Below are 19,703 nucleotides of genomic sequence, written 5' to 3'. Positions count from 1 at the left end.
CGCGGACCAGGCGCGGATCAACGCGAATGCGGCGGCGTGGGGGGCCGGGGCTGCGGGGGGGGTGGGTTCACGCGGTACCGGGGTGGCGGTCACAACGGTCTCTACTGTGGGGGCGGGGCGGGCCGCGCCGGCCACGGGGCAGGGCGGGTCAGGCGCGCTTGCGCACCCAGCGCACGCCCTGCGGGGTGTCTTCCAGCACGATGCCCTCGGCGGCCAGCTGGTCGCGGATGGCGTCGGAGCGGGCGAAATCACGGGCCTGCTTGGCGGCGGCGCGCTCGTCGATGAGCGCCTGGATGCGCGCATCGTCGTCGCCTTCGCTGGCCGCGGTGCCGAACCACTGCGCCGGTTCGGCCTGCAGCAGGCCCAGGGCCAGGCCGGCGCCGAGCAGTTCGCCCTTCAGGCGCGCGCGTTCGGCCGGGTCGGTGGCGCGGCGCGCCTCACCGGCGATGCGGGCCACTTCGGCCAGCGCCTGCGGGGTGTTCAGGTCGTCGTCCAGGGTCGCCTCGACGGCCGCCGGGATCGCCGCCGTGGCGGTGACGTCGGCCAGGTCGCGCAGGGTGCCGTACAGGCGGTCCAGGGTGCGCGCGGACTGTTCGATGAGTGCGTCGGACCAGTCCAGCGGCTGCCGGTAGTGGGCTGACAGCAGGGCCAGGCGCAGCGCCTCGGGCGGGTGCTGGCGCACCAGATCGTGCACGCGTTCGATGTTGCCCAGCGACTTGCTCATCTTGGCGCCGCCGAAGTTGAGCATGCCGTTGTGCATCCAGAAGCGGGCGAAGATCCTGCCGCCGTGGGCGCATTCGCTCTGCGCGATCTCGTTCTCGTGGTGCGGGAACTGCAGGTCCACGCCACCGGCATGGATGTCGATGGTCTCGCCCAGGTGGGCGGCGGCCATCGCCGAGCATTCGATGTGCCACCCCGGGCGGCCACGGCCCCACGGCGATTCCCAGCCGGGCAGGTCGTCGCTGGACGGCTTCCACAGCACGAAATCGCCGGCATCGCGCTTGTACGGGGCCACCTCGACGCGGGCACCGGCCAGCATTTCCTCCGGATCACGGCGCGACAGCTTGCCGTAGCCGTCGAAGCTGGCCACCGCGAACAGCACGTGGCCCTCGGCGGCGTAGGCATGCCCGTTGGCGATGAGCTGCTCGATCATGGTGATGATCTGCGGCATGTGCGCGGTCACCTCCGGCTCGATGTCCGGCGGCACCACGCCCAGCGCGGCCATGTCTTCACGGTAGGCGGCGGCGAACTTGTCGGTGATGGTGCTGATCGGCACGCCCTGCTCACGCGCGGCGTTGTTGATCTTGTCGTCCACGTCGGTGATGTTGCGCGCGTAGCGCAGGCCACCGAAACGGCGCCGCAGCAGGTCGGCCAGCACCCCGAACACCACCGGGCCACGGGCGTTGCCGATGTGCACGTAGTTGTAGACCGTCGGGCCGCACACATACAGGGTCGGACAGGCCGGGTCGATCGGGGTGAACGGTTCGAGCTGGCGAGTCAGGTTGTTGTGCAGGCGCAGGGTCATGGGGCTGTGGCTGGGGGACAAGCCTGTGATTTTAGAACGTGTCGGGCCCCAATGGGGGGATGGCCGACGGCCGCCGGGCGGGGCAGGGGGGCGCCGAGGGGTGGGCAGGAACTGCGCGGACGGGTAATGTTCAGCCCCTGCCGGTCGTCACTGCCTACACTATCGCCGTGCCCTTTCTTCCATCGCCAATGAAATCCACCGCGTTGCTGACCCTGGCCTGCCTGTCGGCGGCGCCGGTCGTGGTCCAGGCCCAGGAGGCCGAACCCCGCAACCGCGTGGTGATCGTGGAGAACGTGAAGTTCGACTACGCCCAGGTGCTGAACGTCGAGCCGGTGTTCCAGACCCTGCGCGCGACCCGGACCGAGGAGCACTGCGAGCCGATCTCGACCCGCACCCTGGCCCCGGTCAACGTGACCGGCGAGGAGCCGGTGGAAGACAAGGGCCGGATCGGCCGCTTCTGGGACTCGGTGCGCTCGATGTTCAAGCGCAGCGACGAGGAGGCCGCCCAGGAGGTGGCCGCCGAGAATCCGACCCCGGCCCCGGCCAACAACGGCCCCATGCTGACCCGCGACTGCAAGATCGTGCCGGTCGGGCGTGAGTTCCGCCGGCCCATCGCCTATGACGTGGACTACGTCTACAAGGGCACCAAGTACCGCTCGCGGCTGCCTGAAGACCCGGGCAACCGGCTGAAGATCCGGGTGTCGATCACCCCGTGGGTGGGCCCGGAACAGGCCACCGCCGGTACCCCCTGATCTGCCTGGCCGCAGGGTCTTGCGCCGACCCCGCCCCCATGCAAAGATAATCGACCATGAAGCTCACCGACTTCCAGCACGACAGCAGCGCCGCCCGCCAGGCCACTGGCATGACGTCGCGTGCCCGTCGACCGGAACCCCACATCCTCGCTGGGTAACCGGAGCTTTCTGCTGTTCGTCCGATGAAAACCCAGCCTCCCGGCTGGGTTTTTTCGTTTCCGCGCTTCAAAAATGCATGTTCCGAAAGCTTCATCTGCAACTTTTTCGCTCCACCCTGTTTCCCTGTTCTCCCTTCCACCGCGTCGAACCACCGGCGCCGCCACGCAAGGAAAGATGATGTCCCCCAAGCACTTCCTGAACACCCAGGACTGGAGCCGCAGCGATCTTGACGCGCTGCTGACCCAGGCCGCGCTGTTCAAGCGCAACAAGCTCGGCGACCAGCTCAAGGGCAAGTCGATCGCGCTGGTGTTCTTCAACCCGTCCATGCGCACCCGCACCAGCTTCGAACTGGGCGCGTTCCAGCTCGGCGCCCACGCGGTGGTGCTGCAGCCGGGCAAGGATGCGTGGCCGATCGAGTTCAACCTCGGCACGGTGATGGACGGCGACATGGAGGAGCACATCGCGGAAGTAGCCAAGGTGCTTGGCCGCTACTGCGACATCATCGCCGTGCGTGCGTTCCCCAAGTTCCAGGACTGGGCCTACGACCGCCAGGACATCGTCCTCAACAGCTTTGCCAAGTACTCGCCGGTGCCGGTCATCAACATGGAGACCATCACCCACCCGTGCCAGGAACTGGCCCACGTGATGGCGCTGCAGGAACACTTCGGCACCCAGGACCTGCGCGGCAAGAAGTACGTGCTGACCTGGACCTACCACCCCAAGCCGCTGAACACCGCCGTGGCCAACTCGGCGCTGACCATCGCCACCCGCATGGGCATGGACGTGACCCTGCTGTGCCCGACCGCCGACTACATCCTCGACGACCGCTACATGGGCTGGGCCGAGCAGAACGTCGCCGAGAGCGGCGGTTCGCTGAAGATCAGCCATGACATCGACAGCGCCTACGCCGGTGCCGACGTGGTCTACGCCAAGAGCTGGGGCGCGCTGCCGTTCTTCGGCAACTGGGAGCCGGAAAAGCCGATCCGCGACCAGTTCAAGCACTTCATCGTCGACGAACGCAAGATGGCGCTGACCAACAACGGTGTGTTCAGCCACTGCCTGCCGCTGCGCCGCAACGTCAAGGCCACCGACGGCGTGATGGATTCGCCGCAGTGCATCGCCATCAACGAAGCCGAGAACCGACTGCACGTGCAGAAGGCGATCATGGCTGCGGTTGCCGGGCGCTGATTCAAACAAGGGTAGAGCCGACCGTTGGTCGGCTGCTCCCCCCCGCGGCGAATTCAACATTCCAGCCGACCAACGGTCGGCTCTACCGAATTCCCATCCCCCCAAGTGGACCTGATTCCCATGAGCAACAAAGACGTCGTTCTCGCCTTCTCCGGCGGCCTGGATACCAGCTTCTGCGTGCCCTACCTGCAGGAGCGCGGCTACAACGTGCACACCGTGTTCGCCGATACCGGCGGCGTGGATGATGAAGAGCGTGATTTCATCGAGAAGCGCGCCGCCGAACTGGGCGTGGCCAGCCACCAGACCGTCAACGGTGGCCCGGCCATCTGGGAAGGCTTCGTCAAGCCGTTCGTGTGGGCCGGCGAAGGCTACCAGGGCCAGTACCCGCTGCTGGTGTCCGACCGTTACCTGATCGTCGATGCCGCGCTGAAGCGTGCCGCCGAACTGGGCACCAACATCATCGCCCACGGCTGCACCGGCATGGGCAACGACCAGGTCCGCTTCGACCTGGCCGTGAAGGCCCTGGGTGACTACCAGATCATCGCGCCGATCCGCGAGATCCAGAAGGAACACACCCAGACCCGCGCCTACGAGCAGAAGTACCTGGAAGAGCGCGGCTTCGGCGTGCGCGCCAAGCAGCAGGCCTACACCATCAACGAGAATCTGCTGGGCCTGACCATGTCCGGCGGCGAGATCGACCGTTGGGAAGCCCCGGGCGAAGGCGCCCGCGGCTGGTGCGCACCGCGCAGCGAGTGGCCGGAACAGGCGCTGACCGTGACCCTGAAGTTCGTCGAAGGCGAAGCCGTCGAACTGAACGGCAAGGCACTGCCGGGTGACCAGATCCTGGCCCAGCTCAACAAGCTGTTCGCCCCGTACGGCGTCGGCCGTGGCGTCTACACCGGTGACACCGTGATCGGCCTGAAGGGCCGCATCGTGTTCGAGGCCCCGGGTCTGGTCTCGCTGCTGGCCGCGCACCGCGCGCTGGAAGATGCCGTGCTGACCAAGCAGCAGAACCGCTTCAAGCCGGACGTGGCACGCAAGTGGGTGGAGCTGGTGTACGAAGGCTTCTACCACGACCCGCTGAAGACCGACATCGAGGCCTTCCTGAAGTCCTCGCAGGCCAAGGTCAACGGTGAAGTGGTGCTGGAAACCCGTGGTGGCCGCGTCGACGCGGTGGCCGTGAAGTCGCCGCACCTGCTCAACACCAAGGGTGCCACCTACGCGCAGTCGGCCGACTGGGGCGTGGAAGAGGCCGAAGGCTTCATCAAGCTGTTCGGCATGAGCTCGACCTTGTACGCGCAGGTCAATCGCTGAGCGATTGACCACGCATTCCGCCTTAACCCTGCGCCGTTGGCGCGCCCCCTTCAACAAGAAGGGGGCTCTCCACCAGACGCATTACGGTAGCGCCGGGCCATGCCCGGCGGAATTCAACAGGATCTTTGATTCATGCTTGAACAGACGCTCGATCACCTGCAGGCCCTGGTGTCCTTCGACACCCGCAACCCGCCGCGTGCGATCACCACCGGTGGCATCTTCGATTACCTGCGCGCGAACCTGCCCGGGTTCAACGTCGAGGTGATCGACCACGGTGCCGGTGCGGTCAGCCTGTATGCCGTGCGCGGTACGCCGAAGTACCTGTTCAACGTGCACCTGGATACCGTGCCGGACTCGCCGCACTGGAGTGCCGACCCGCACGTGATGCGCCGCCTGGATGACCGCGTGGTCGGCCTCGGCGTGTGTGACATCAAGGGCGCGGCCGCTGCGCTGGTGGCCGCGGCCAACGCCAGCGATGGCGACGCCGCGTTCCTGTTCTCCAGCGACGAGGAAGCCAACGACCCGCGCTGCATCGCCGCGTTTCTGGCCCGTGGCCTGCCGTACGAAGCAGTGCTGGTGGCCGAGCCGACCATGAGCGAGGCCGTGCTGGCCCACCGTGGCATCAGCTCGGTGCTGATGCAGTTCGCTGGCCGCGCCGGCCATGCCTCGGGCAAGCAGGATGCGGCGGCCAGTGCATTGCACCAGGCCATGCGCTGGGGCAACCGCGCGCTGGATCATGTGGAATCGCTGGCCTCGGCGCGTTTCGGCGGCCTCACCGGCCTGCGCTTCAACATCGGTCGCGTCGAGGGGGGCATCAAGGCCAACATGATCGCCCCGGCCGCGGAAGTGCGTTTCGGCTTCCGCCCGTTGCCGTCGATGGACATCGATGCGCTGCTGGCCACCTTCGCCGGTTTTGCCGAACCGGACGCTGCGCTGTTCACCGAAACCTTCCGTGGCCCCAGCCTGCCGGCCGGTGACATCGCCGAAGCCGAAAACCGCCGCCTGCTGGCGCGCGACGTGGCCGATGCGCTGGAGCTGCCGATCGGCAACGCGGTGGACTTCTGGACCGAGGCCTCGCTGTTCTCGGCCGGTGGCTACACCACGATGGTGTTCGGCCCGGGCGACATCGCCCAGGCGCACACCGCCGATGAGTTCGTGACGCTGGACCAGCTGCAGCGCTACACCGACGCCGTGCATCGCATCATCGCCGCCGGCGCCTGATACCTACCTTCTGACGAAACCGAAATGTCTCCTGCCCTCCAGCCCCACCGCCAGACCCGCCAGACCATCGTGCGCCTGCTTTCCAGCATGGCCAGCGCGAAGGAGATCAGCCAGTACCTCAAGCGTTTCTCGCAGCTGGACGCCAAGCGCTTCGCCGTGGTCAAGGTCGGCGGCGCGGTGCTGCGCGATGATCTTGAAGCGCTGACCTCCTCGCTGTCGTTCCTGCAGGAAGTCGGCCTGACCCCGATCGTGCTGCACGGCGCCGGCCCGCAGCTGGATGCCGAACTGTCGGCCGCCGGCATCGAGAAGCAGACCGTCAATGGCCTGCGGGTGACCTCGCCGGAAGCGCTGGCGATCGTGCGCCGCGTGTTCCAGCAGTCCAACCTGCGCCTGGTCGAGGCCCTGCAGCAGAACGGTGCGCGCGCCACCTCCATCACCGGCGGCGTGTTCGAAGCCGAATACCTGGACGTGGACACCTACGGCCTGGTCGGTGAAGTGAAGCGGGTCAACCTGGCCCCGATCGAGGCCAGCCTGCGTGCCGGTTCGATCCCGGTCATCACCAGCCTGGGCGAGACCGCCGGCGGCCAGATCCTCAACGTCAACGCCGATTTCGCCGCCAACGAGCTGGTGCAGGAACTGCAGCCGTACAAGATCATCTTCCTTACCGGCACCGGCGGCCTGCTGGACGAGTCGGGCAGCGTGATCGATTCGATCAACCTGTCCACCGAATACGACCACCTGATCGCGCAGCCGTGGATCCACGGCGGCATGAAGGTGAAGATCGAGCAGATCAAGGATCTGCTGGACCGCCTGCCGCTGGAATCGTCGGTGTCGATCACCCGCCCGGCCGACCTGGCCAAGGAACTGTTCACCCACAAAGGCTCGGGCACGCTGGTGCGCAAGGGCGAGAAAGTGCTGCGCGCCACCGGCTGGGACGAACTGGACCTGCCGCGCCTGAAGGGCCTGATCGAATCCAGCTTCGGCCGCACCCTGGTGCCGGATTATTTCGAGAAGACCAAGCTGCTGCGCGCCTATGTCAGCGAGAACTACCGCACCGCGGTCATCCTCACCGACGAAGCCGAAGGCGTGTACCTGGACAAGTTCGCCGTGCTCGATGATGCGCAGGGCGAGGGCCTGGGCCGTGCGGTCTGGAACGTGATGCTGGAAGAAACCCCGCAGCTGTTCTGGCGCTCGCGCAACGGCAACCCGATCAACCACTTCTACTACGCCGAATCCGATGGCTGCTACAAGCAGAACACCTGGAAGGTGTTCTGGTTCGGCGCCGATGGCATCGACCGCATCAGGACCTACGTCGACCACTGCGCCGCGCGCCCGCCGAGCCTGAAGGACTGAGCGCGATGAACCACGCCGATGCCTGGTCCACCGTACCCACCCTGCGCGGCCAGCACGTGATGCTGGAGCCGCTGCAGGTTGAGCATGTGCCCGGCCTGGCCGCGGCGCTGCAAGGCAGCGGCCTGGACCAGCTCTGGTACACCCAGGTGCCGTCGCCGGAGCGGGCAGGGCACTACGTTCAGGCCGCGCTGGACGTGCAGGCCGAAGGCAAGGTGCTGCCGTTCGTGATCCGCGATGCGGCCGGCGTGATCGTCGGCAGCACGCGGTTCTATGCGCTGGAGCCGGGCGTGCCGCGGCTCAGCCTCGGCTACACCTGGTACGCCCCGCGCGTGCAGCGCACCGGGGTCAACACCGAGGCCAAGCTGCTGTTGCTGCAGCACGCCTTCGAGACCCTGGGCTGCATCAGCGTGGTACTGGAAACCAGCTGGTTCAACCACACCTCGCGCGCCGCCATCGCCCGCCTGGGCGCGAAGCAGGACGGCGTGCTGCGCAACTACACCCGGCATGCCGACGGCACGCCGCGCGACACCGTCATCTTTTCCATCATCGACGCGGAATGGCAGGGCGTGAAGCGCCACCTGCAGCACCGCCTGGACCATCACGCATGAACGATTCGACTTATACCCTGGGCATCGTCGGTGCCCGCGGCCACACCGGCGCCGAGCTGATCAAGCTGGTCGCCGCGCACCCGCGCCTGCAGCTCGCCTTCGTGTCCTCGCGCGAACTGGACGGCAAGCCGCTCGCCGACCATCACCCGGAGTACACCGGTGAGCTGCACTACGAAAACCTGGACGCCGATGCTGTGGCTGCCAAGGGCGTGGACGCGGTGATCCTGGCCCTGCCCAATGGCCTGGCCGCACCGTTCGTGGCCGCCATCCAGGCTGTCAGGCCGGAGACCGTGATCGTCGATCTGTCGGCTGATTACCGCTTCGACGGCCAGTGGTACTACGGCCTGCCGGAACTGACCCGCGGCCGTTACCAGGGCCAGAAGCACATCAGCAACCCGGGCTGCTACGCCACCGCGATGCAGCTGGCGATCCACCCGCTGCTGGACCTGCTGGCGGGCCCGCCGCAGTGCTTCGGCGTCTCCGGTTACTCCGGCGCCGGCACCTCGCCCTCGGACAAGAACAATCCCGAGCTGCTGGCCGACAACCTGATGCCGTATTCGCTGACCAACCACATGCACGAGCGCGAAGTCTCCGCGCAGCTGGGCGTGCCGGTCGAGTTCATGCCGCACGTGGCCCCGCATTTCCGTGGCATCACCCTTACCGCCAACCTGTGGCTGAACCGCGCGCAGACCCGCGAGCAGATCGTCGAGCGCTTCCAGCAGGCCTACGCCGGTGAGCCGCTGGTGGAGATCGTGGACGAAGCGCCGTGGGTCAGCCACATCGCCGGCCGCCATGGCGCGCAGGTCGGTGGCTTCACCCTGGCCCCGGGCAACAAGCGGGTGGTGGTGGTGGCGACCCTGGACAACCTGCTCAAGGGCGCGGCCACCCAGGCCATGCAGAACCTCAACCTCGCGCTGGGCATCGACGAACTGACGTCGATCCCGCACTGACATCGCCGCACTGACATCGCTTAGTTACCGCATTCCCGGAGCCCCCCATGGCAGACCTTCTTTGGCAGAAGCCCGGCGTCGCCGTCGACGCCCAGATCCAGACCTTCCTCGCCGGCGATGACGTGATCCTCGATCGCGAATTCTTCCTGCACGACATCGCCGCCAGCGCCGCGCACGCGCAGGGCCTGCAGCACATCGGTATCCTCAGCGCCGACGAGCTGGAAGGCCTGTTGCGCGAACTGGAGGTGCTGGCGCAGGACTTCCGCGCAGGCCGCTTCGTGCTCGATACGCAGTACGAGGATGGCCACTCGGCCATCGAAGCGCGCCTGACCGAGCGCCTGGGCGATGCCGGCCGCAAGATCCACACCGGCCGCAGCCGCAACGACCAGATCCTGGTCGCCACCCGCCTGTGGCTGAAGGAAAAGCTGCAGCGCGTGGCCCAGCTCAGCGCCGAAGTGGCCAAGGTCGCGCTGGACCGCGCGCAGGCCGAGAAGGACCTGCCGATTCCCGGCTACACCCACATCCAGCGCGCTGTGGTGTCCTCGGCGGGCATGTGGTGGGCCGGCTGGGCCGAGGCCTTCATCGACAACGCCGTGCGTGCGCGTGATACCCATGCGCTGGTCGACGCCAATCCGCTGGGCACTGCCGCCGGTTACGGCGTGAATCTGCCGCTGGACCGCGAACACACCACCGCTGCGCTGGGCTTTGCGCGCATGCAGATCTCGCCGATCTACGCGCAGCTGTCGCGCGGCAAGTTCGAGCTCGCCGCACTGGAAGCGCTGGGTGGCGCCACCCTCGACCTGCGCCGCATCGCCTGGGATCTTTCGCTGTTCACCAGCGCCGAGTTCGGTTTCGTCGCACTGCCGGCGCAGTACACCACCGGCAGTTCGATCATGCCGAACAAGCGCAACCCGGACGTGATTGAACTGATGCGCGCCACCCACGCCAGCGTCGCTGCCGCACGCACCGAGATCGAGCAGCTGCTGTCGCTGCCGTCGGGTTACCACCGCGACCTGCAGTCGTCCAAGGGCGCCATCTTCCACGGCTTCGGCCGCGGCCTCGCTGCGCTGGAACTGCTGCCGGCGCTGCTGGCAAACCTGGAATGGCGCGACGACAAGCTGCGTGCGGCGATCGATTCGGGCATGTATGCCACCGACGTGGCGGTGGAAGCCGCCGTGGCCGGCGTGCCGTTCCGTGAGGCCTACAAGGCCGCTGCCGCCGGTGCCGACAGTGCAGGGCAGGGCCGCACGCCGGAAGGCAGCCTGGCGGCGCGCGTGTCGCCCGGTTCGGCCGCCGACCTGCGCCTGGATGAGCTGCGCACGCGCTGGCAGGCGCTGGCCTGATGGCGGGCATCGTCTATCTGGTGCTGGCGATGCGCCGGCCCGACTTCAACGCCGCCGCCGTGCAGCCGCACCTGGATTTCCTCGATGCGCTGCGCGAGCGCGGCCAGCTGCAGCTGACCGGTGGCTTCAGCGATGGCACGGGCGGCGCCTACCTGCTGTGCAACGTGGGCAGCCTGGCCGAAGCGCAGGCCATCGTCGCCACCGATCCGCTGGTGACGATGCAGGCCTCGCACCTGACCGTGCACGAATGGAACACCCGCTGAGGCGCACCTGATGACCCTGCACGCCACCCACGTCGCCTCGCCGTTCCCCGAACAAGCGCTGCCGCCGTGGCGGCGTGCCGTGCTGAAGGTCGGCAGCAGCCTGCTGGCCGCCGATGGCGGTGGCCTGTCGCCGCGCCATGCGCTGGGCCTGGCCCAGTTCGTCTCGGCCAATGTGCTGGCCGGCCGCGAGGTGGTCATCGTCTCGTCCGGCGCGGTCGCCGCCGGCCGCGCCATCCTGCCGCGTGCCGATGAGCCCGGTGCGGCGATGGCCGCGCGGCAGGCCCTGGCGGCGCTCGGCCAGGCACAGCTGATCGGCCTCTGGCAGCGCTTCTTCGAACGCCCGGTGGCGCAGGTACTGTTGACCCATGACGACCTGCGCAACCGCCGCCGTTACCTCAATGCGCGCGCCACGCTGACCGAGCTGCTGCGCCTGGGCGCGTTGCCGGTGGTCAACGAGAACGACACGGTGTCGGTGGACGAACTCAAGCTGGGCGACAACGATAATCTCGCTGCCACCGTGGCCGCGCTGGTCGATGCCGATGCGCTGTTCATCGCCACCGACATCGACGGGCTGTACAGCGCCGACCCGCGCACCGTCGCCGACGCGCGCCCGCTGCATGACGTGCCCCAACTGAATGACGCGGTGCTGGCGATGGCCGGCGGTGCCGGTTCGCGCGCCGGTACCGGCGGCATGCGCACCAAGCTGGAAGCCGCGGCCAAGGCCGGCCGGCTCGGTATCGAAACCTATCTGTTCAACGGCCGCAGCGGCGACGTGGTGCGTGCGTTGGCACAGGACCGTCTGTTCGGCACGCGCATCCACGCCGCGCGCAGCCGCGAGGCCGCACGCAAGCACTGGCTGCGTCACGCACCGCTGGCCGAGGGCGCGATCCTGGTCGATGCCGGTGCCGCGCAGGCGATGCGCGAGAAGGGCGCCTCGCTGCTGCCCGGCGGCATCACCGGTGCCGACGGCGATTTCCGCCGCGGCGACATGGTGCAGGTGTGCTGGAACGCGCCACAGGGACGCCTCTGCGTCGCCCGTGGCGTCAGCCAGTACGCCGCCGATGACGTGCGCCGCATCGCCGGCCGCCATTCGCGCGACATCCAGGCCGTGCTCGGCTACAACTACGGCGGTACCGTCGTCCATCGCGACGACCTGGTGCTGCCATGACCGGACTGCAGGACACCCCCATGAGTGAGATCGAAGCGCAGGCACGTGCCTGCCGTGACGCGGCCCAGGTGGTCGCTGGCCTGGACAGCGCCGCACGCGGCAAGCTGCTGCAGGCCATGGCCCAGGCACTGGAAATGAACGCCGGGCTGATCCTGGCCGGCAATGCCCGTGACCTCGCCGCTGCACGCGAGAAGGGCGTCGGCAGTGCGATGCTCGACCGCCTGGCACTGGATCCGGCGCGCCTGTTCGCGATGGCCGAGGCCGTGCGCGAAGTAGCCGCGCTGCCGGACCAGGTGGGGCAGGTGACCCGCGACGACGTGCGCCCCAACGGCATCCGCGTGCAGAAGGTGCGCGTGCCGCTGGGCGTGATCGCGATGATCTACGAAGCGCGCCCGAACGTGACCGCCGAAGCCGCCGCGCTGTGCCTGAAGGCCGGCAACGGCGTGATCCTGCGCGGTGGCTCGGAGGCGATCCATTCCAACACCGCCATCGCCCAGGCACTGGCCGCGGCGATGCAGGCCAACGGCGTGCCGCCGGCCGCGGTGACCGTGCTGACCGACCTGCGTCGCGAAGCGATGCTGGAGCTGCTGCAACTGCACGAGCTGATCGACCTGGCCATTCCGCGTGGTGGCGAAGGGCTGATCCGTTTCGTGGCCGAGCACGCGCGCGTGCCGGTCATCAAGCATTACAAGGGCGTCTGCCACCTGTTCGTGGATGCCAGCGCCGACCTGGACAAGGCCGTTGCCCTGCTGGTGGATGGCAAGTGCAGCCGCCCGGCGGCCTGCAATTCGCTGGAGACGCTGCTGGTGCACCGCGACGTTGCCGAGGCGTTCCTGCCGCGCGCGGCGCAGGCGCTGGGCGAACGTGGCGTGCAGCTGCGTGCCGACGAACGCGCGCAGCCGCTGCTGCCGGGCAGTACGGCCGCCACCGATGAGGATTACGCGGCCGAGTTCCTCGACCTGGTGCTGGCGGTGCGCGTGGTCGACGATCTCGACGCGGCCATCGCGCATATCCGCACCTACACCTCCGACCACACCGAAGTGATCGCTACCGAGGACACGGCCAATGCCGAGCGCTTCGTCAACGCACTGCGCTCGGCGGTGGTGATGGTCAATGCGTCGTCTCGCTTCTCCGATGGCGGTCAGCTGGGGTTGGGCAGCGAGATCGGTATTTCCACCACGCGGCTGCATGCCTATGGGCCGATGGGATTGGAAGCGCTGACGGTCGAACGTTTCGTGGTGCGCGGCGAAGGCCAGACCCGGTAGGGGGTTGTCTTGCAGGGCTTGCAGCCCTGCACCTGCTTTGAATCAACGTCAACGTCAACGTCAAACGCGTGCATTCCGTGGGTTGGCGGGGTGGGTCCGGTTGAGGGGGGGTTACGGCGTCCCCGCAAACCCACAGTGCCCAGCCATCCCTCGGAATGCCGCTCTGGCTTTTGAAGTTGACGTTGCCGTTGATTGAAGCAGGTGCAGGGCTGCAAGCCCTGCAAAAACAACACCCAGCCCTTACAACAGCGGCTGCCGCGTCATCCCCACCGGCCGCGCGTTGTCATCCATGTGCAGCGTCACCGCCTTCGCATTCATCAGCTGCTCGGCCAGCACATCGCTGGCACCCAGCGCATGCGCGATGTCCTCGCGGCTGGAATCCTCGCGCGGCGCGCGCCGTTCCTTGCCGCCAAACCGATAGCGGTTGTATTCGGCCCAGGCGATCAGCAGCAGCGAACAGCAGACCAGGATGACCGGCAGCGCGATCATCACGAACGGATCCACATGCTGGCTGTGCTGGTACAGCTGCACGTAGGCCAGGTGCCCGCCCAGCAGCCAGGACACCAGGGTCACCAGCGGTGCCCACAGGTAGAAGTAGAAACCCCAGAATGCCTGGGTCACGAAGCCCCAGGCCGTGCGCTGCAGGTGCGGCTGCTGGCGCGACTTCTGGATCAACCGCGAATCAAAGCGGTTGGACGACTTCTTTTCGCTCGTGCCACGTACGGCGTTCATCGGATCCCCCGGTCAGGGCTGACCCAGGTGGCACGCTTGCCGCGGCGCTTGAACAGCGTCTTCGGCAGCGCCACCAGGGTGGTGAACAGGCTGATCAACCAGTACGCCATCGGGTACCAGATGACCCAGAAGTAGTTGCGTCCAATGTGGGTTTCGTAACGACGGTCGATGATCAGGCTGCTGGCGAACTGCAGCAGGCAGACCAGGGCCAGGATCACGCCGTGCCATTGCGGCAGCAGCGTCTCGATGTACAGCGGGGCCGGCAGCGACATGAACTTGCCCAGCGCCCACAGCACCACGATAAGCAGCATGGTGTACGCCCAGAACACGCTGAGGATGTACTCCAGCAGCACGCCCCACATGCGTCGCTTGCGCCAGCTGAACAACGACGAGCCGTGCCGCAGCAGCACTTCCACGCCGCCCTGGGCCCAGCGCAGGCGCTGCCGCCACAGTCCCTTCAGCGTCTCCGGCATCAGGATGAAGCACAGCGCGTTGGGTTCGTAGCGGATGTCCCAGTGGTCCAGCTGCAGGCGCCAGCTGATGTCGATGTCCTCGGTCACCATGTCGTCGGCCCAGTAGCCGATGCGGTGCAGGGCCGTGCGGCGGAACGCGGCGATCACCCCGGACACGGTGAAGATGCGCCCGTACACGCGCTGCGCGCGCTTGATCATGCCGATGATCGAGGAGAACTCGGCCACCTGCAGGCGGCCGAGCAGGGTGGAGCGGTTGCGGATGCGCGGGTTGCCCGTCACCGCGCCCACGCGCGGGCCGCTGGTCAGGTGCCAGACCATCCAGTGCATGGCGAACTCTTCCAGCATCGCGTCGCCGTCGATGCACACCAGGTACTCCGAGCGCGAGGCGAGGGCACCCATGCGCAGCGCATTGGCCTTGCCCAGGTTGCGGTCCAGGTGCACCACGCGCAGGCGCGGGTGCAGGGCGGCCAGCGCATCCAGGCGGGCACCGGTATCGTCGCTGCTGCCATCATTGATGGCGATCACTTCGAAGTCCGGATAGCGCTGCGCCAGCGCGGCGCCGATGGTGTCGTCCAGGTTGTCCGATTCGTTGTGGCAGGGAATCAGCAGCGTGGCGAACGGGTAGCTGTCCATCGGCGGCGGATCGTTGCGCGGTCGCGACTTCCGCTCGCGGCGGAAGAAGTAGTACAGGCCGCCCGACATCCAGAAGAACGCCATCACCATCGGGTAGAAGAAGGCGAACTGGAACAGGGCATACAGCCAGGGGCTCATGTCCATGTCACTTCTCCGGGTACGGGAAGTTGCGCGCGGACATCGCGGCGCGCGCGTCCGTGGTCGACGGCTTGTCGGCGATGAAATCGTCCGGGTACCACGCGAAATGGCGCACGCCCTGTGCCTGCAGCCGGCGGACCTGCGCGCGCAGGCGCTGGCCGCTGATCGGCGTCTGCGTGCGCCAGTCCACGGTCTGCAGCTCGAACATCGTGTGCTTCAGGTCGGGGTCGTGCGCGCGTACCGCCGTGACCAGGCGGTCGAGCCAGCGCTCGGGGTGCTTGCTGCCTTCCATCCACGGCATCGCCATCAGCGCGGTGCGGTCATAGGCCTGGTTGAACAGGTCCAGGCGCTGGGCGAACCAGCTGGCGCTCTGCGGTTCCAGCACCGGCTGCGCGTACAGGTTGCGCACGGTGCCCAGCTTCGGCCGCCAGCGCTGGGCGGTGTCGCGCAGCTCCAGGGTGAAGTCGATCAGCGCCTGGGTGCGGCCGCCATCGGCGCCTTCCTGCGGCAGCTGTGCCAGCTCGGTGTCGCGTACATAGGCGTCGTCATGGAACAGCAGGCCTTCGAAGTACGAATTGATCGCCAGGTCTTCGTAGATGTCCTTGATGATCTGCCGCGCCTGCGGCTTGGTGAAGTCCAGCCGGTACATGCCGTCGCGTTCCGGGCTGGCGATGCCCAGCGCGGAGCGCTGCGCTGCATCCGGCAGCTCATAGCCGAGCACCGGCAGCCAGGCATAGACCTTCACCCCGGCACGGGTCTTCAGCTGCCAGGCCACGCGGTTGAACAGGTCCGCGCGCATCGGCATGTGGCGGTTGGGGAAGTACAGCGCGTCGGCCGTGTTGTTGCCGTCGGGATCGGCGAAGGCCTGCAGATAGACGTGGGTCGGGCCCACCTTCTTGACGCGGTCGATCAGCTTGTCGAGGTTGCGTGCCAGCTGTGCCGGGTCCGGGTCGTAGACCGCATCCATGTCGATCTGCAGCGCACGCGTGCCATCCAGGCTGACATTGCGGCGCAGCTCGAAGGCCAGCGAGCTGACGTTCGGGTTGTTGGTCACCAGCAGGCGGGCCAGGCCGTGCAGGTCGGAAGTGACCGGCGTGCTGCGGCCTTCCAGGTCGAACGACACCGGCATGCCCAGTTGTTCGGCGATGTCGTTGCTCAGCTTGTTGTAGGCCGCATACGGCCACACGATCGCCTTCGGGGTGACGCCCAGTTCCTTCTGGATGCGCTTGACGCTCAGCGCGAGATCGTCGCGCAGGCGCTTTTCGTACTGCTGCGCGGTCTCATAGTGCTGGGTCTGCGGATCGTAGGTGCGGGTGATCACCGCCGGGGTCTGGTTGCCCTGCGGGTTGGACTGCACGCCGTGGTGCTGGTTGTCGGTATGGCTGGCAAGTTCGATCAGGCCGCTGGACTGCATCTCCCGCAGCTGGTCCCAGGTCAGGAAATCATCGTGGCCGAACGGGCGGTAGCCGTAATCGATGGTGCGGCCCGGGGCCATGTCGACGTAGTCGGTGATCACCGCCACCAGCGCGGGGTAGTTGTAGGCACGCAGCAGCGGATAGACGCGGCTGTAGACGCTGCGCAGGCCATCGTCGAAGGTCAGCAGCACCGGCCGCGGCGGCAGCTGGGCTTCGCCGCGCGAGGCCTTGATCAGCTGCGACAGCGAGATCGGGTGGTAGCCGTGCGCGCTGAGCCAGTCCAGGTGCGCAGCGAAGTTCTGCGTGCTGACCGCGTAGGCATCGGCATCGCCCTTCTCACGCACATCGTCGCGGATGTCGTGGTAGCTCAGCACCAGCAGGCCGTTGTCGGCCGAATCCAGGTCGCGCTCCTGGGCAGCGGCCGGCAGGGCCAGCAGCACCAGTCCCAGCAGCAGCACGGTCATCAGGTTTCGAAGCATCCGTTCCATCTCACTCTCCCCAGCGCAGCGCGGCATCGAAGCCGATGTGACGTTCACGTTGGCCGTCGTAGACCGGCCGCGACCAGCTCACGCCGTACTCGAAGATCCTGCCCTGGCCGAACTGCCATTCATGGCGGTAGGCCACCGTGGGAATGAGCGAGCTGCCGAAGCCTTCCTGCCAGTAATCACCCAGCGACACCGTCAGGCGGTGGCGGAAGTGGCGTTCGTAGTGACGCCACAACTGCTGGTCGATGCGCAGGCCGATCTCCACCGAGCGGTCGCGCGAAGGATTGAAGTAGGGCACGTCGTCGCGCGAGCCGCGGCTGGTGTAGAGGCTGCCCAGGCCATCGATGACCACGCGTGGGCGGGTCAGCAGGCGCTGCTCGATCGCAGTGTTGAGGGTGTCGCGGCGGTTGCCGTCGTCGTAGCGGAACTGGCTGCCGCCCAGGCTCCAGTGGGTGAGCTCGTTGCGGGTGTAGTCGACGGCCACTGCCATGCTGTCGGCAGTGATGCCCGACACGCGCGCCTGCATCGAGGCTTCCGGGTCGTTGCGCGCGGCGGTCACGCCGGCGTGCCACTGGTCGTTGAACTGCCAGCCGAAGCCGCCGCGCAGGCCGGTGTCGCCGATGCTGTCGTTGGGCCGCACCACCGCGGCCTCGGCATCGACGCGGCCGAAGCGGTAGCGCGCACCGGCGCCGATCCACAGGGGATTGATCTTCTGGTCCTGGAACGTCACCGAACGCCGGTCGGCGAAGGCGAACAGGCGCCAGCGGTCATCGAGGATGGGCGAGGCCACTTCGGTGCCGTAGTGCAGGTCGTCGTTGCCCAGCGGCGAGCTGCCGCCGCCGCCGGAACTGCGGCCGCCTTCCACGGTAGCCTGCAGCTGCCAGCCGCGGTGCGCACGCCAGTCACGGTCCATGCGCTGGACCGAAGGCTGGTTGGGGTAACGCTCGAGCAGATCGTCATGCAGCGGCCGCGCGAGGTCGTCGCGCTGCAGCTGCACGTAGGATTCGTACATGCCGATCCGCGGCGAGACGTCGCGCGGGTCGAGGGTGTAGGCCATCTGGTGGCGTTCGAGTGCCCGCCGCGGCCAGCCGCGCATCTGGTAGACGCTGCCCAGCGCGGTCTGCAGCCCGCCATTGCCGGGTCCGACCTCGACCATCGCCTCCAGCTCGCGCTGAGCGGTGGACAGGTCGCCGCTGTAGGCGCGGATCATCGACAGGTTGAGGTCGGCCTCATAGCGCGCCCAGTTGGCGTACGGGCTCTTGCCGCCGCCCCAGCGCCATGCCGGCTCGTCCTTCTGCCACGTCTGCAGGTAGCCGATGGCCTTCTCGGCCTGCTCGGTCTCGAGGTAGGCGTAGGCCAGTTCGGAACGCGACTGGAAACGCGAGGGATCGTTCTTCACTGCCGCTTCCAGCAGCGGAATGGCCTCGTCCGGGTGCTGGGTGGCCATCATCGAATCGCCGACCGCAGGCAGCACGTAATCGGGCAGGGCATGGCCCTCCTGCTGCAGGGCGCGCGCTTCATCGCGCACCTGGGCATGGCGGGACAGGCGGTTGAGCAGGATCAGGAGGTCCATGCGGATGCGCAGCGGCGCCTGCGCCAGCGGCGTGCCGTCGCGCTGCACGTACTGCTCCATTTCCGCCAGGGAGGCTTCGGCTTCGTCCAGGCGGCTGTCTTCGCTCTGGCCGTAGGCCAGGCTCCAGTTCACCCGCTTGGCGATGTAGTTCGCCTCCAGGCGCGCCTTCTGGTCGGCATCGAACAGCTCAGGCCGCGCCTGGTACAGGCGCCAGGCACGGTCGGCATTGCCGATGTCGCCAAGGGTCAGGACCTGCAGCTTGTACAGCAGCGGGTCGTTGGGCTCCTGCAGCTGCGAGCGCTCGATCGCGGCCAGCGCATCCACCCAGCGGGCCTGGTCGCGGTAGTGGCCGATCTCGGCCATCCGGTCAGCGCGGCTGGCACTGGCCGGCGGCGAAGCAGCATGGGCCCCGAACGCCAAGGCGGCGCAGGCCAGGCCGACGCAGAGCGCCAGCGGACGATGGACAATCATGAAACCCCCTTAGCATCCCTTCAACGATGTGCTGAAAAGTGTGACGCACATCACATGCCAACTGTATCCGACCCCACCCTACGGCGGCCAGTGCCTGCCTTTACAGCTAATACGCAACAGTCCCGCCAGACCGGTCAAGCGCATAGCAACTCCCTGACAACCAAGCATTTTCCAGGTCTTTCAGCGAGCCATGAAGCACCCGCCGGACGCCGCCGCGCCCTGACCCGGGGTAGAGAGCTGCCCAGAAGGCCAGCCCCTCCGCGTCATGATTGGACACCCTACGTCAGCAGATGCCGAAGCGATGTGTAGAAGCCTCGTGACAGAGACGTGCGCACCTCATCAGATTCCAATCTGAGAAATCTCATCCACGCATGGCGTGGATCTACCAGCCGTCACACGGAAATTGTCGGGGGGGGGGCGGTGTGGGTGGGCAGGACCGTTGGCGCCATGGGCCCGAGGCTTGCCGCGGGGGGGTTGGGCAGGACGCCCAACTCCGGTCTTGCCGCGTGCGCAGGACAGCGCACGCGAGCAAGGCGCCATCGAGCCCCCATGGATGGGTTCACGGCGTGTCCTGCAAGCCCACACCGCCCCGCCCAGCCAGCAGAAACCCAGAGCCGCTTTTTAATTTGAGGTTTCCCGCCAGCGGCCGGCAAAAACCCACCTTCACGGCCCAC

16 protein-coding genes are annotated in these 19,703 nt (G+C 67.4%); 11 read left to right on the top strand and 5 right to left on the bottom strand.

Annotated elements, in window-relative coordinates; all coding sequences use genetic code 11:
* Positions 1-148 precede the first annotated feature (148 nt).
* On the bottom strand, positions 149-1,525 hold the full coding sequence (gene cysS, locus ACVOK1_RS17025) for a cysteine--tRNA ligase (RefSeq protein WP_108769378.1): 1,377 nt from the start codon (positions 1,523-1,525) through the stop codon (positions 149-151).
* Between the two features lie 188 nt (positions 1,526-1,713).
* On the opposite strand from cysS, the gene ACVOK1_RS17020 reads away from it, so the two are divergent.
* The 11 genes from ACVOK1_RS17020 (at position 1,714) to ACVOK1_RS16970 (ending at position 13,109) form a co-directional block, all read left to right on the top strand.
* A complete protein-coding gene (locus ACVOK1_RS17020; RefSeq protein WP_200753573.1) occupies positions 1,714-2,277 on the top strand; it encodes a glycine zipper 2TM domain-containing protein in 564 nt (187 codons plus the stop codon).
* Between the two features lie 336 nt (positions 2,278-2,613).
* A complete protein-coding gene (locus tag ACVOK1_RS17015) occupies positions 2,614-3,624 on the top strand; it encodes an N-acetylornithine carbamoyltransferase (protein ID WP_481562749.1) in 1,011 nt (336 codons plus the stop codon).
* Positions 3,625-3,744: 120 nt separating this feature from the next.
* Positions 3,745-4,938, top strand: coding sequence for an argininosuccinate synthase (locus ACVOK1_RS17010; RefSeq protein WP_422352766.1), 1,194 nt, complete (start codon positions 3,745-3,747; stop codon positions 4,936-4,938).
* Between the two features lie 132 nt (positions 4,939-5,070).
* Positions 5,071-6,159, top strand: coding sequence for an acetylornithine deacetylase (locus tag ACVOK1_RS17005; protein ID WP_200753575.1), 1,089 nt, complete (start codon positions 5,071-5,073; stop codon positions 6,157-6,159).
* A gap of 24 nt (positions 6,160-6,183) precedes the next feature.
* Entirely contained in the window at positions 6,184-7,512 is a 1,329-nt protein-coding gene (locus ACVOK1_RS17000) for an acetylglutamate kinase (protein ID WP_164075407.1), read from the top strand.
* Between the two features lie 5 nt (positions 7,513-7,517).
* A complete protein-coding gene (locus ACVOK1_RS16995; RefSeq protein ID WP_108769372.1) occupies positions 7,518-8,120 on the top strand; it encodes a GNAT family N-acetyltransferase in 603 nt (200 codons plus the stop codon).
* Positions 8,117-9,070 carry an N-acetyl-gamma-glutamyl-phosphate reductase gene (gene argC / locus ACVOK1_RS16990; RefSeq protein ID WP_108769371.1) on the top strand — a complete coding sequence of 318 codons (954 nt, stop codon included), beginning with the start codon at positions 8,117-8,119 and terminating at the stop codon, positions 9,068-9,070. The genes ACVOK1_RS16995 and argC overlap by 4 nt, the downstream gene beginning before the upstream one ends.
* A 47-nt stretch (positions 9,071-9,117) precedes the next feature.
* Positions 9,118-10,413 carry an argininosuccinate lyase gene (argH, locus tag ACVOK1_RS16985; protein WP_164075410.1) on the top strand — a complete coding sequence of 432 codons (1,296 nt, stop codon included), beginning with the start codon at positions 9,118-9,120 and terminating at the stop codon, positions 10,411-10,413.
* Positions 10,413-10,676 carry a YciI family protein gene (locus ACVOK1_RS16980; RefSeq protein ID WP_481562748.1) on the top strand — a complete coding sequence of 88 codons (264 nt, stop codon included), beginning with the start codon at positions 10,413-10,415 and terminating at the stop codon, positions 10,674-10,676. Before argH ends, ACVOK1_RS16980 begins: the two co-directional genes overlap by 1 nt.
* Positions 10,677-10,686: 10 nt before the next feature.
* A complete protein-coding gene (gene proB, locus ACVOK1_RS16975) occupies positions 10,687-11,844 on the top strand; it encodes a glutamate 5-kinase (protein WP_481562747.1) in 1,158 nt (385 codons plus the stop codon).
* The gene (locus tag ACVOK1_RS16970) at positions 11,841-13,109 is read left to right on the top strand and encodes a glutamate-5-semialdehyde dehydrogenase (protein WP_481562746.1); all 1,269 of its coding nucleotides are present in this window, start codon (positions 11,841-11,843) and stop codon (positions 13,107-13,109) included. Before proB ends, ACVOK1_RS16970 begins: the two co-directional genes overlap by 4 nt.
* A 240-nt stretch (positions 13,110-13,349) precedes the next feature.
* On the opposite strand, the gene pgaD is transcribed toward ACVOK1_RS16970, so the two are convergent.
* The 4 genes from pgaD to pgaA are packed head-to-tail and all read right to left on the bottom strand — an operon-like array spanning position 13,350 to position 19,029.
* The gene (gene pgaD / locus ACVOK1_RS16965; protein WP_481562745.1) at positions 13,350-13,841 is read right to left on the bottom strand and encodes a poly-beta-1,6-N-acetyl-D-glucosamine biosynthesis protein PgaD; all 492 of its coding nucleotides are present in this window, start codon (positions 13,839-13,841) and stop codon (positions 13,350-13,352) included.
* Entirely contained in the window at positions 13,838-15,091 is a 1,254-nt protein-coding gene (gene pgaC, locus ACVOK1_RS16960) for a poly-beta-1,6-N-acetyl-D-glucosamine synthase (RefSeq protein ID WP_481562744.1), read from the bottom strand. Before pgaC ends, pgaD begins: the two co-directional genes overlap by 4 nt.
* A 1-nt stretch (position 15,092) precedes the next feature.
* Positions 15,093-16,979: a poly-beta-1,6-N-acetyl-D-glucosamine N-deacetylase PgaB gene (pgaB, locus tag ACVOK1_RS16955; RefSeq protein WP_481562750.1), complete on the bottom strand. Its 1,887-nt coding sequence runs from the start codon at positions 16,977-16,979 to the stop codon at positions 15,093-15,095.
* A 10-nt stretch (positions 16,980-16,989) separates the two neighbouring features.
* Entirely contained in the window at positions 16,990-19,029 is a 2,040-nt protein-coding gene (gene pgaA, locus ACVOK1_RS16950) for a poly-beta-1,6 N-acetyl-D-glucosamine export porin PgaA (RefSeq protein ID WP_481562743.1), read from the bottom strand.
* Positions 19,030-19,703 lie beyond the last annotated feature (674 nt).

The sequence above is a fragment of the Stenotrophomonas sp. STEN087 genome (assembly GCF_056759115.1).
The sequence above is the reverse complement of the archived record's forward strand: the minus strand, read 5'-3'. Positions and strand labels throughout refer to the sequence as shown.

Excerpts from the sequence above, each read along its gene's own strand:
- cysS (WP_108769378.1), bottom strand. The coding sequence starts at position 1,525 with ATGACCCTGCGCCTGCACAACAACCTGACTCGCCAGCTCGAACCGTTC.
- ACVOK1_RS17020 (WP_200753573.1), top strand. The coding sequence starts at position 1,714 with ATGAAATCCACCGCGTTGCTGACCCTGGCCTGCCTGTCGGCGGCGCCG.
- ACVOK1_RS17015 (WP_481562749.1), top strand. The coding sequence starts at position 2,614 with ATGTCCCCCAAGCACTTCCTGAACACCCAGGACTGGAGCCGCAGCGAT.
- ACVOK1_RS17010 (WP_422352766.1), top strand. The coding sequence starts at position 3,745 with ATGAGCAACAAAGACGTCGTTCTCGCCTTCTCCGGCGGCCTGGATACC.
- ACVOK1_RS17005 (WP_200753575.1), top strand. The coding sequence starts at position 5,071 with ATGCTTGAACAGACGCTCGATCACCTGCAGGCCCTGGTGTCCTTCGAC.
- ACVOK1_RS17000 (WP_164075407.1), top strand. The coding sequence starts at position 6,184 with ATGTCTCCTGCCCTCCAGCCCCACCGCCAGACCCGCCAGACCATCGTG.
- ACVOK1_RS16995 (WP_108769372.1), top strand. The coding sequence starts at position 7,518 with ATGAACCACGCCGATGCCTGGTCCACCGTACCCACCCTGCGCGGCCAG.
- argC (WP_108769371.1), top strand. The coding sequence starts at position 8,117 with ATGAACGATTCGACTTATACCCTGGGCATCGTCGGTGCCCGCGGCCAC.
- argH (WP_164075410.1), top strand. The coding sequence starts at position 9,118 with ATGGCAGACCTTCTTTGGCAGAAGCCCGGCGTCGCCGTCGACGCCCAG.
- ACVOK1_RS16980 (WP_481562748.1), top strand. The coding sequence starts at position 10,413 with ATGGCGGGCATCGTCTATCTGGTGCTGGCGATGCGCCGGCCCGACTTC.
- proB (WP_481562747.1), top strand. The coding sequence starts at position 10,687 with ATGACCCTGCACGCCACCCACGTCGCCTCGCCGTTCCCCGAACAAGCG.
- ACVOK1_RS16970 (WP_481562746.1), top strand. The coding sequence starts at position 11,841 with ATGACCGGACTGCAGGACACCCCCATGAGTGAGATCGAAGCGCAGGCA.
- pgaD (WP_481562745.1), bottom strand. The coding sequence starts at position 13,841 with ATGAACGCCGTACGTGGCACGAGCGAAAAGAAGTCGTCCAACCGCTTT.
- pgaC (WP_481562744.1), bottom strand. The coding sequence starts at position 15,091 with ATGGACATGAGCCCCTGGCTGTATGCCCTGTTCCAGTTCGCCTTCTTC.
- pgaB (WP_481562750.1), bottom strand. The coding sequence starts at position 16,979 with ATGCTTCGAAACCTGATGACCGTGCTGCTGCTGGGACTGGTGCTGCTG.
- pgaA (WP_481562743.1), bottom strand. The coding sequence starts at position 19,029 with ATGATTGTCCATCGTCCGCTGGCGCTCTGCGTCGGCCTGGCCTGCGCC.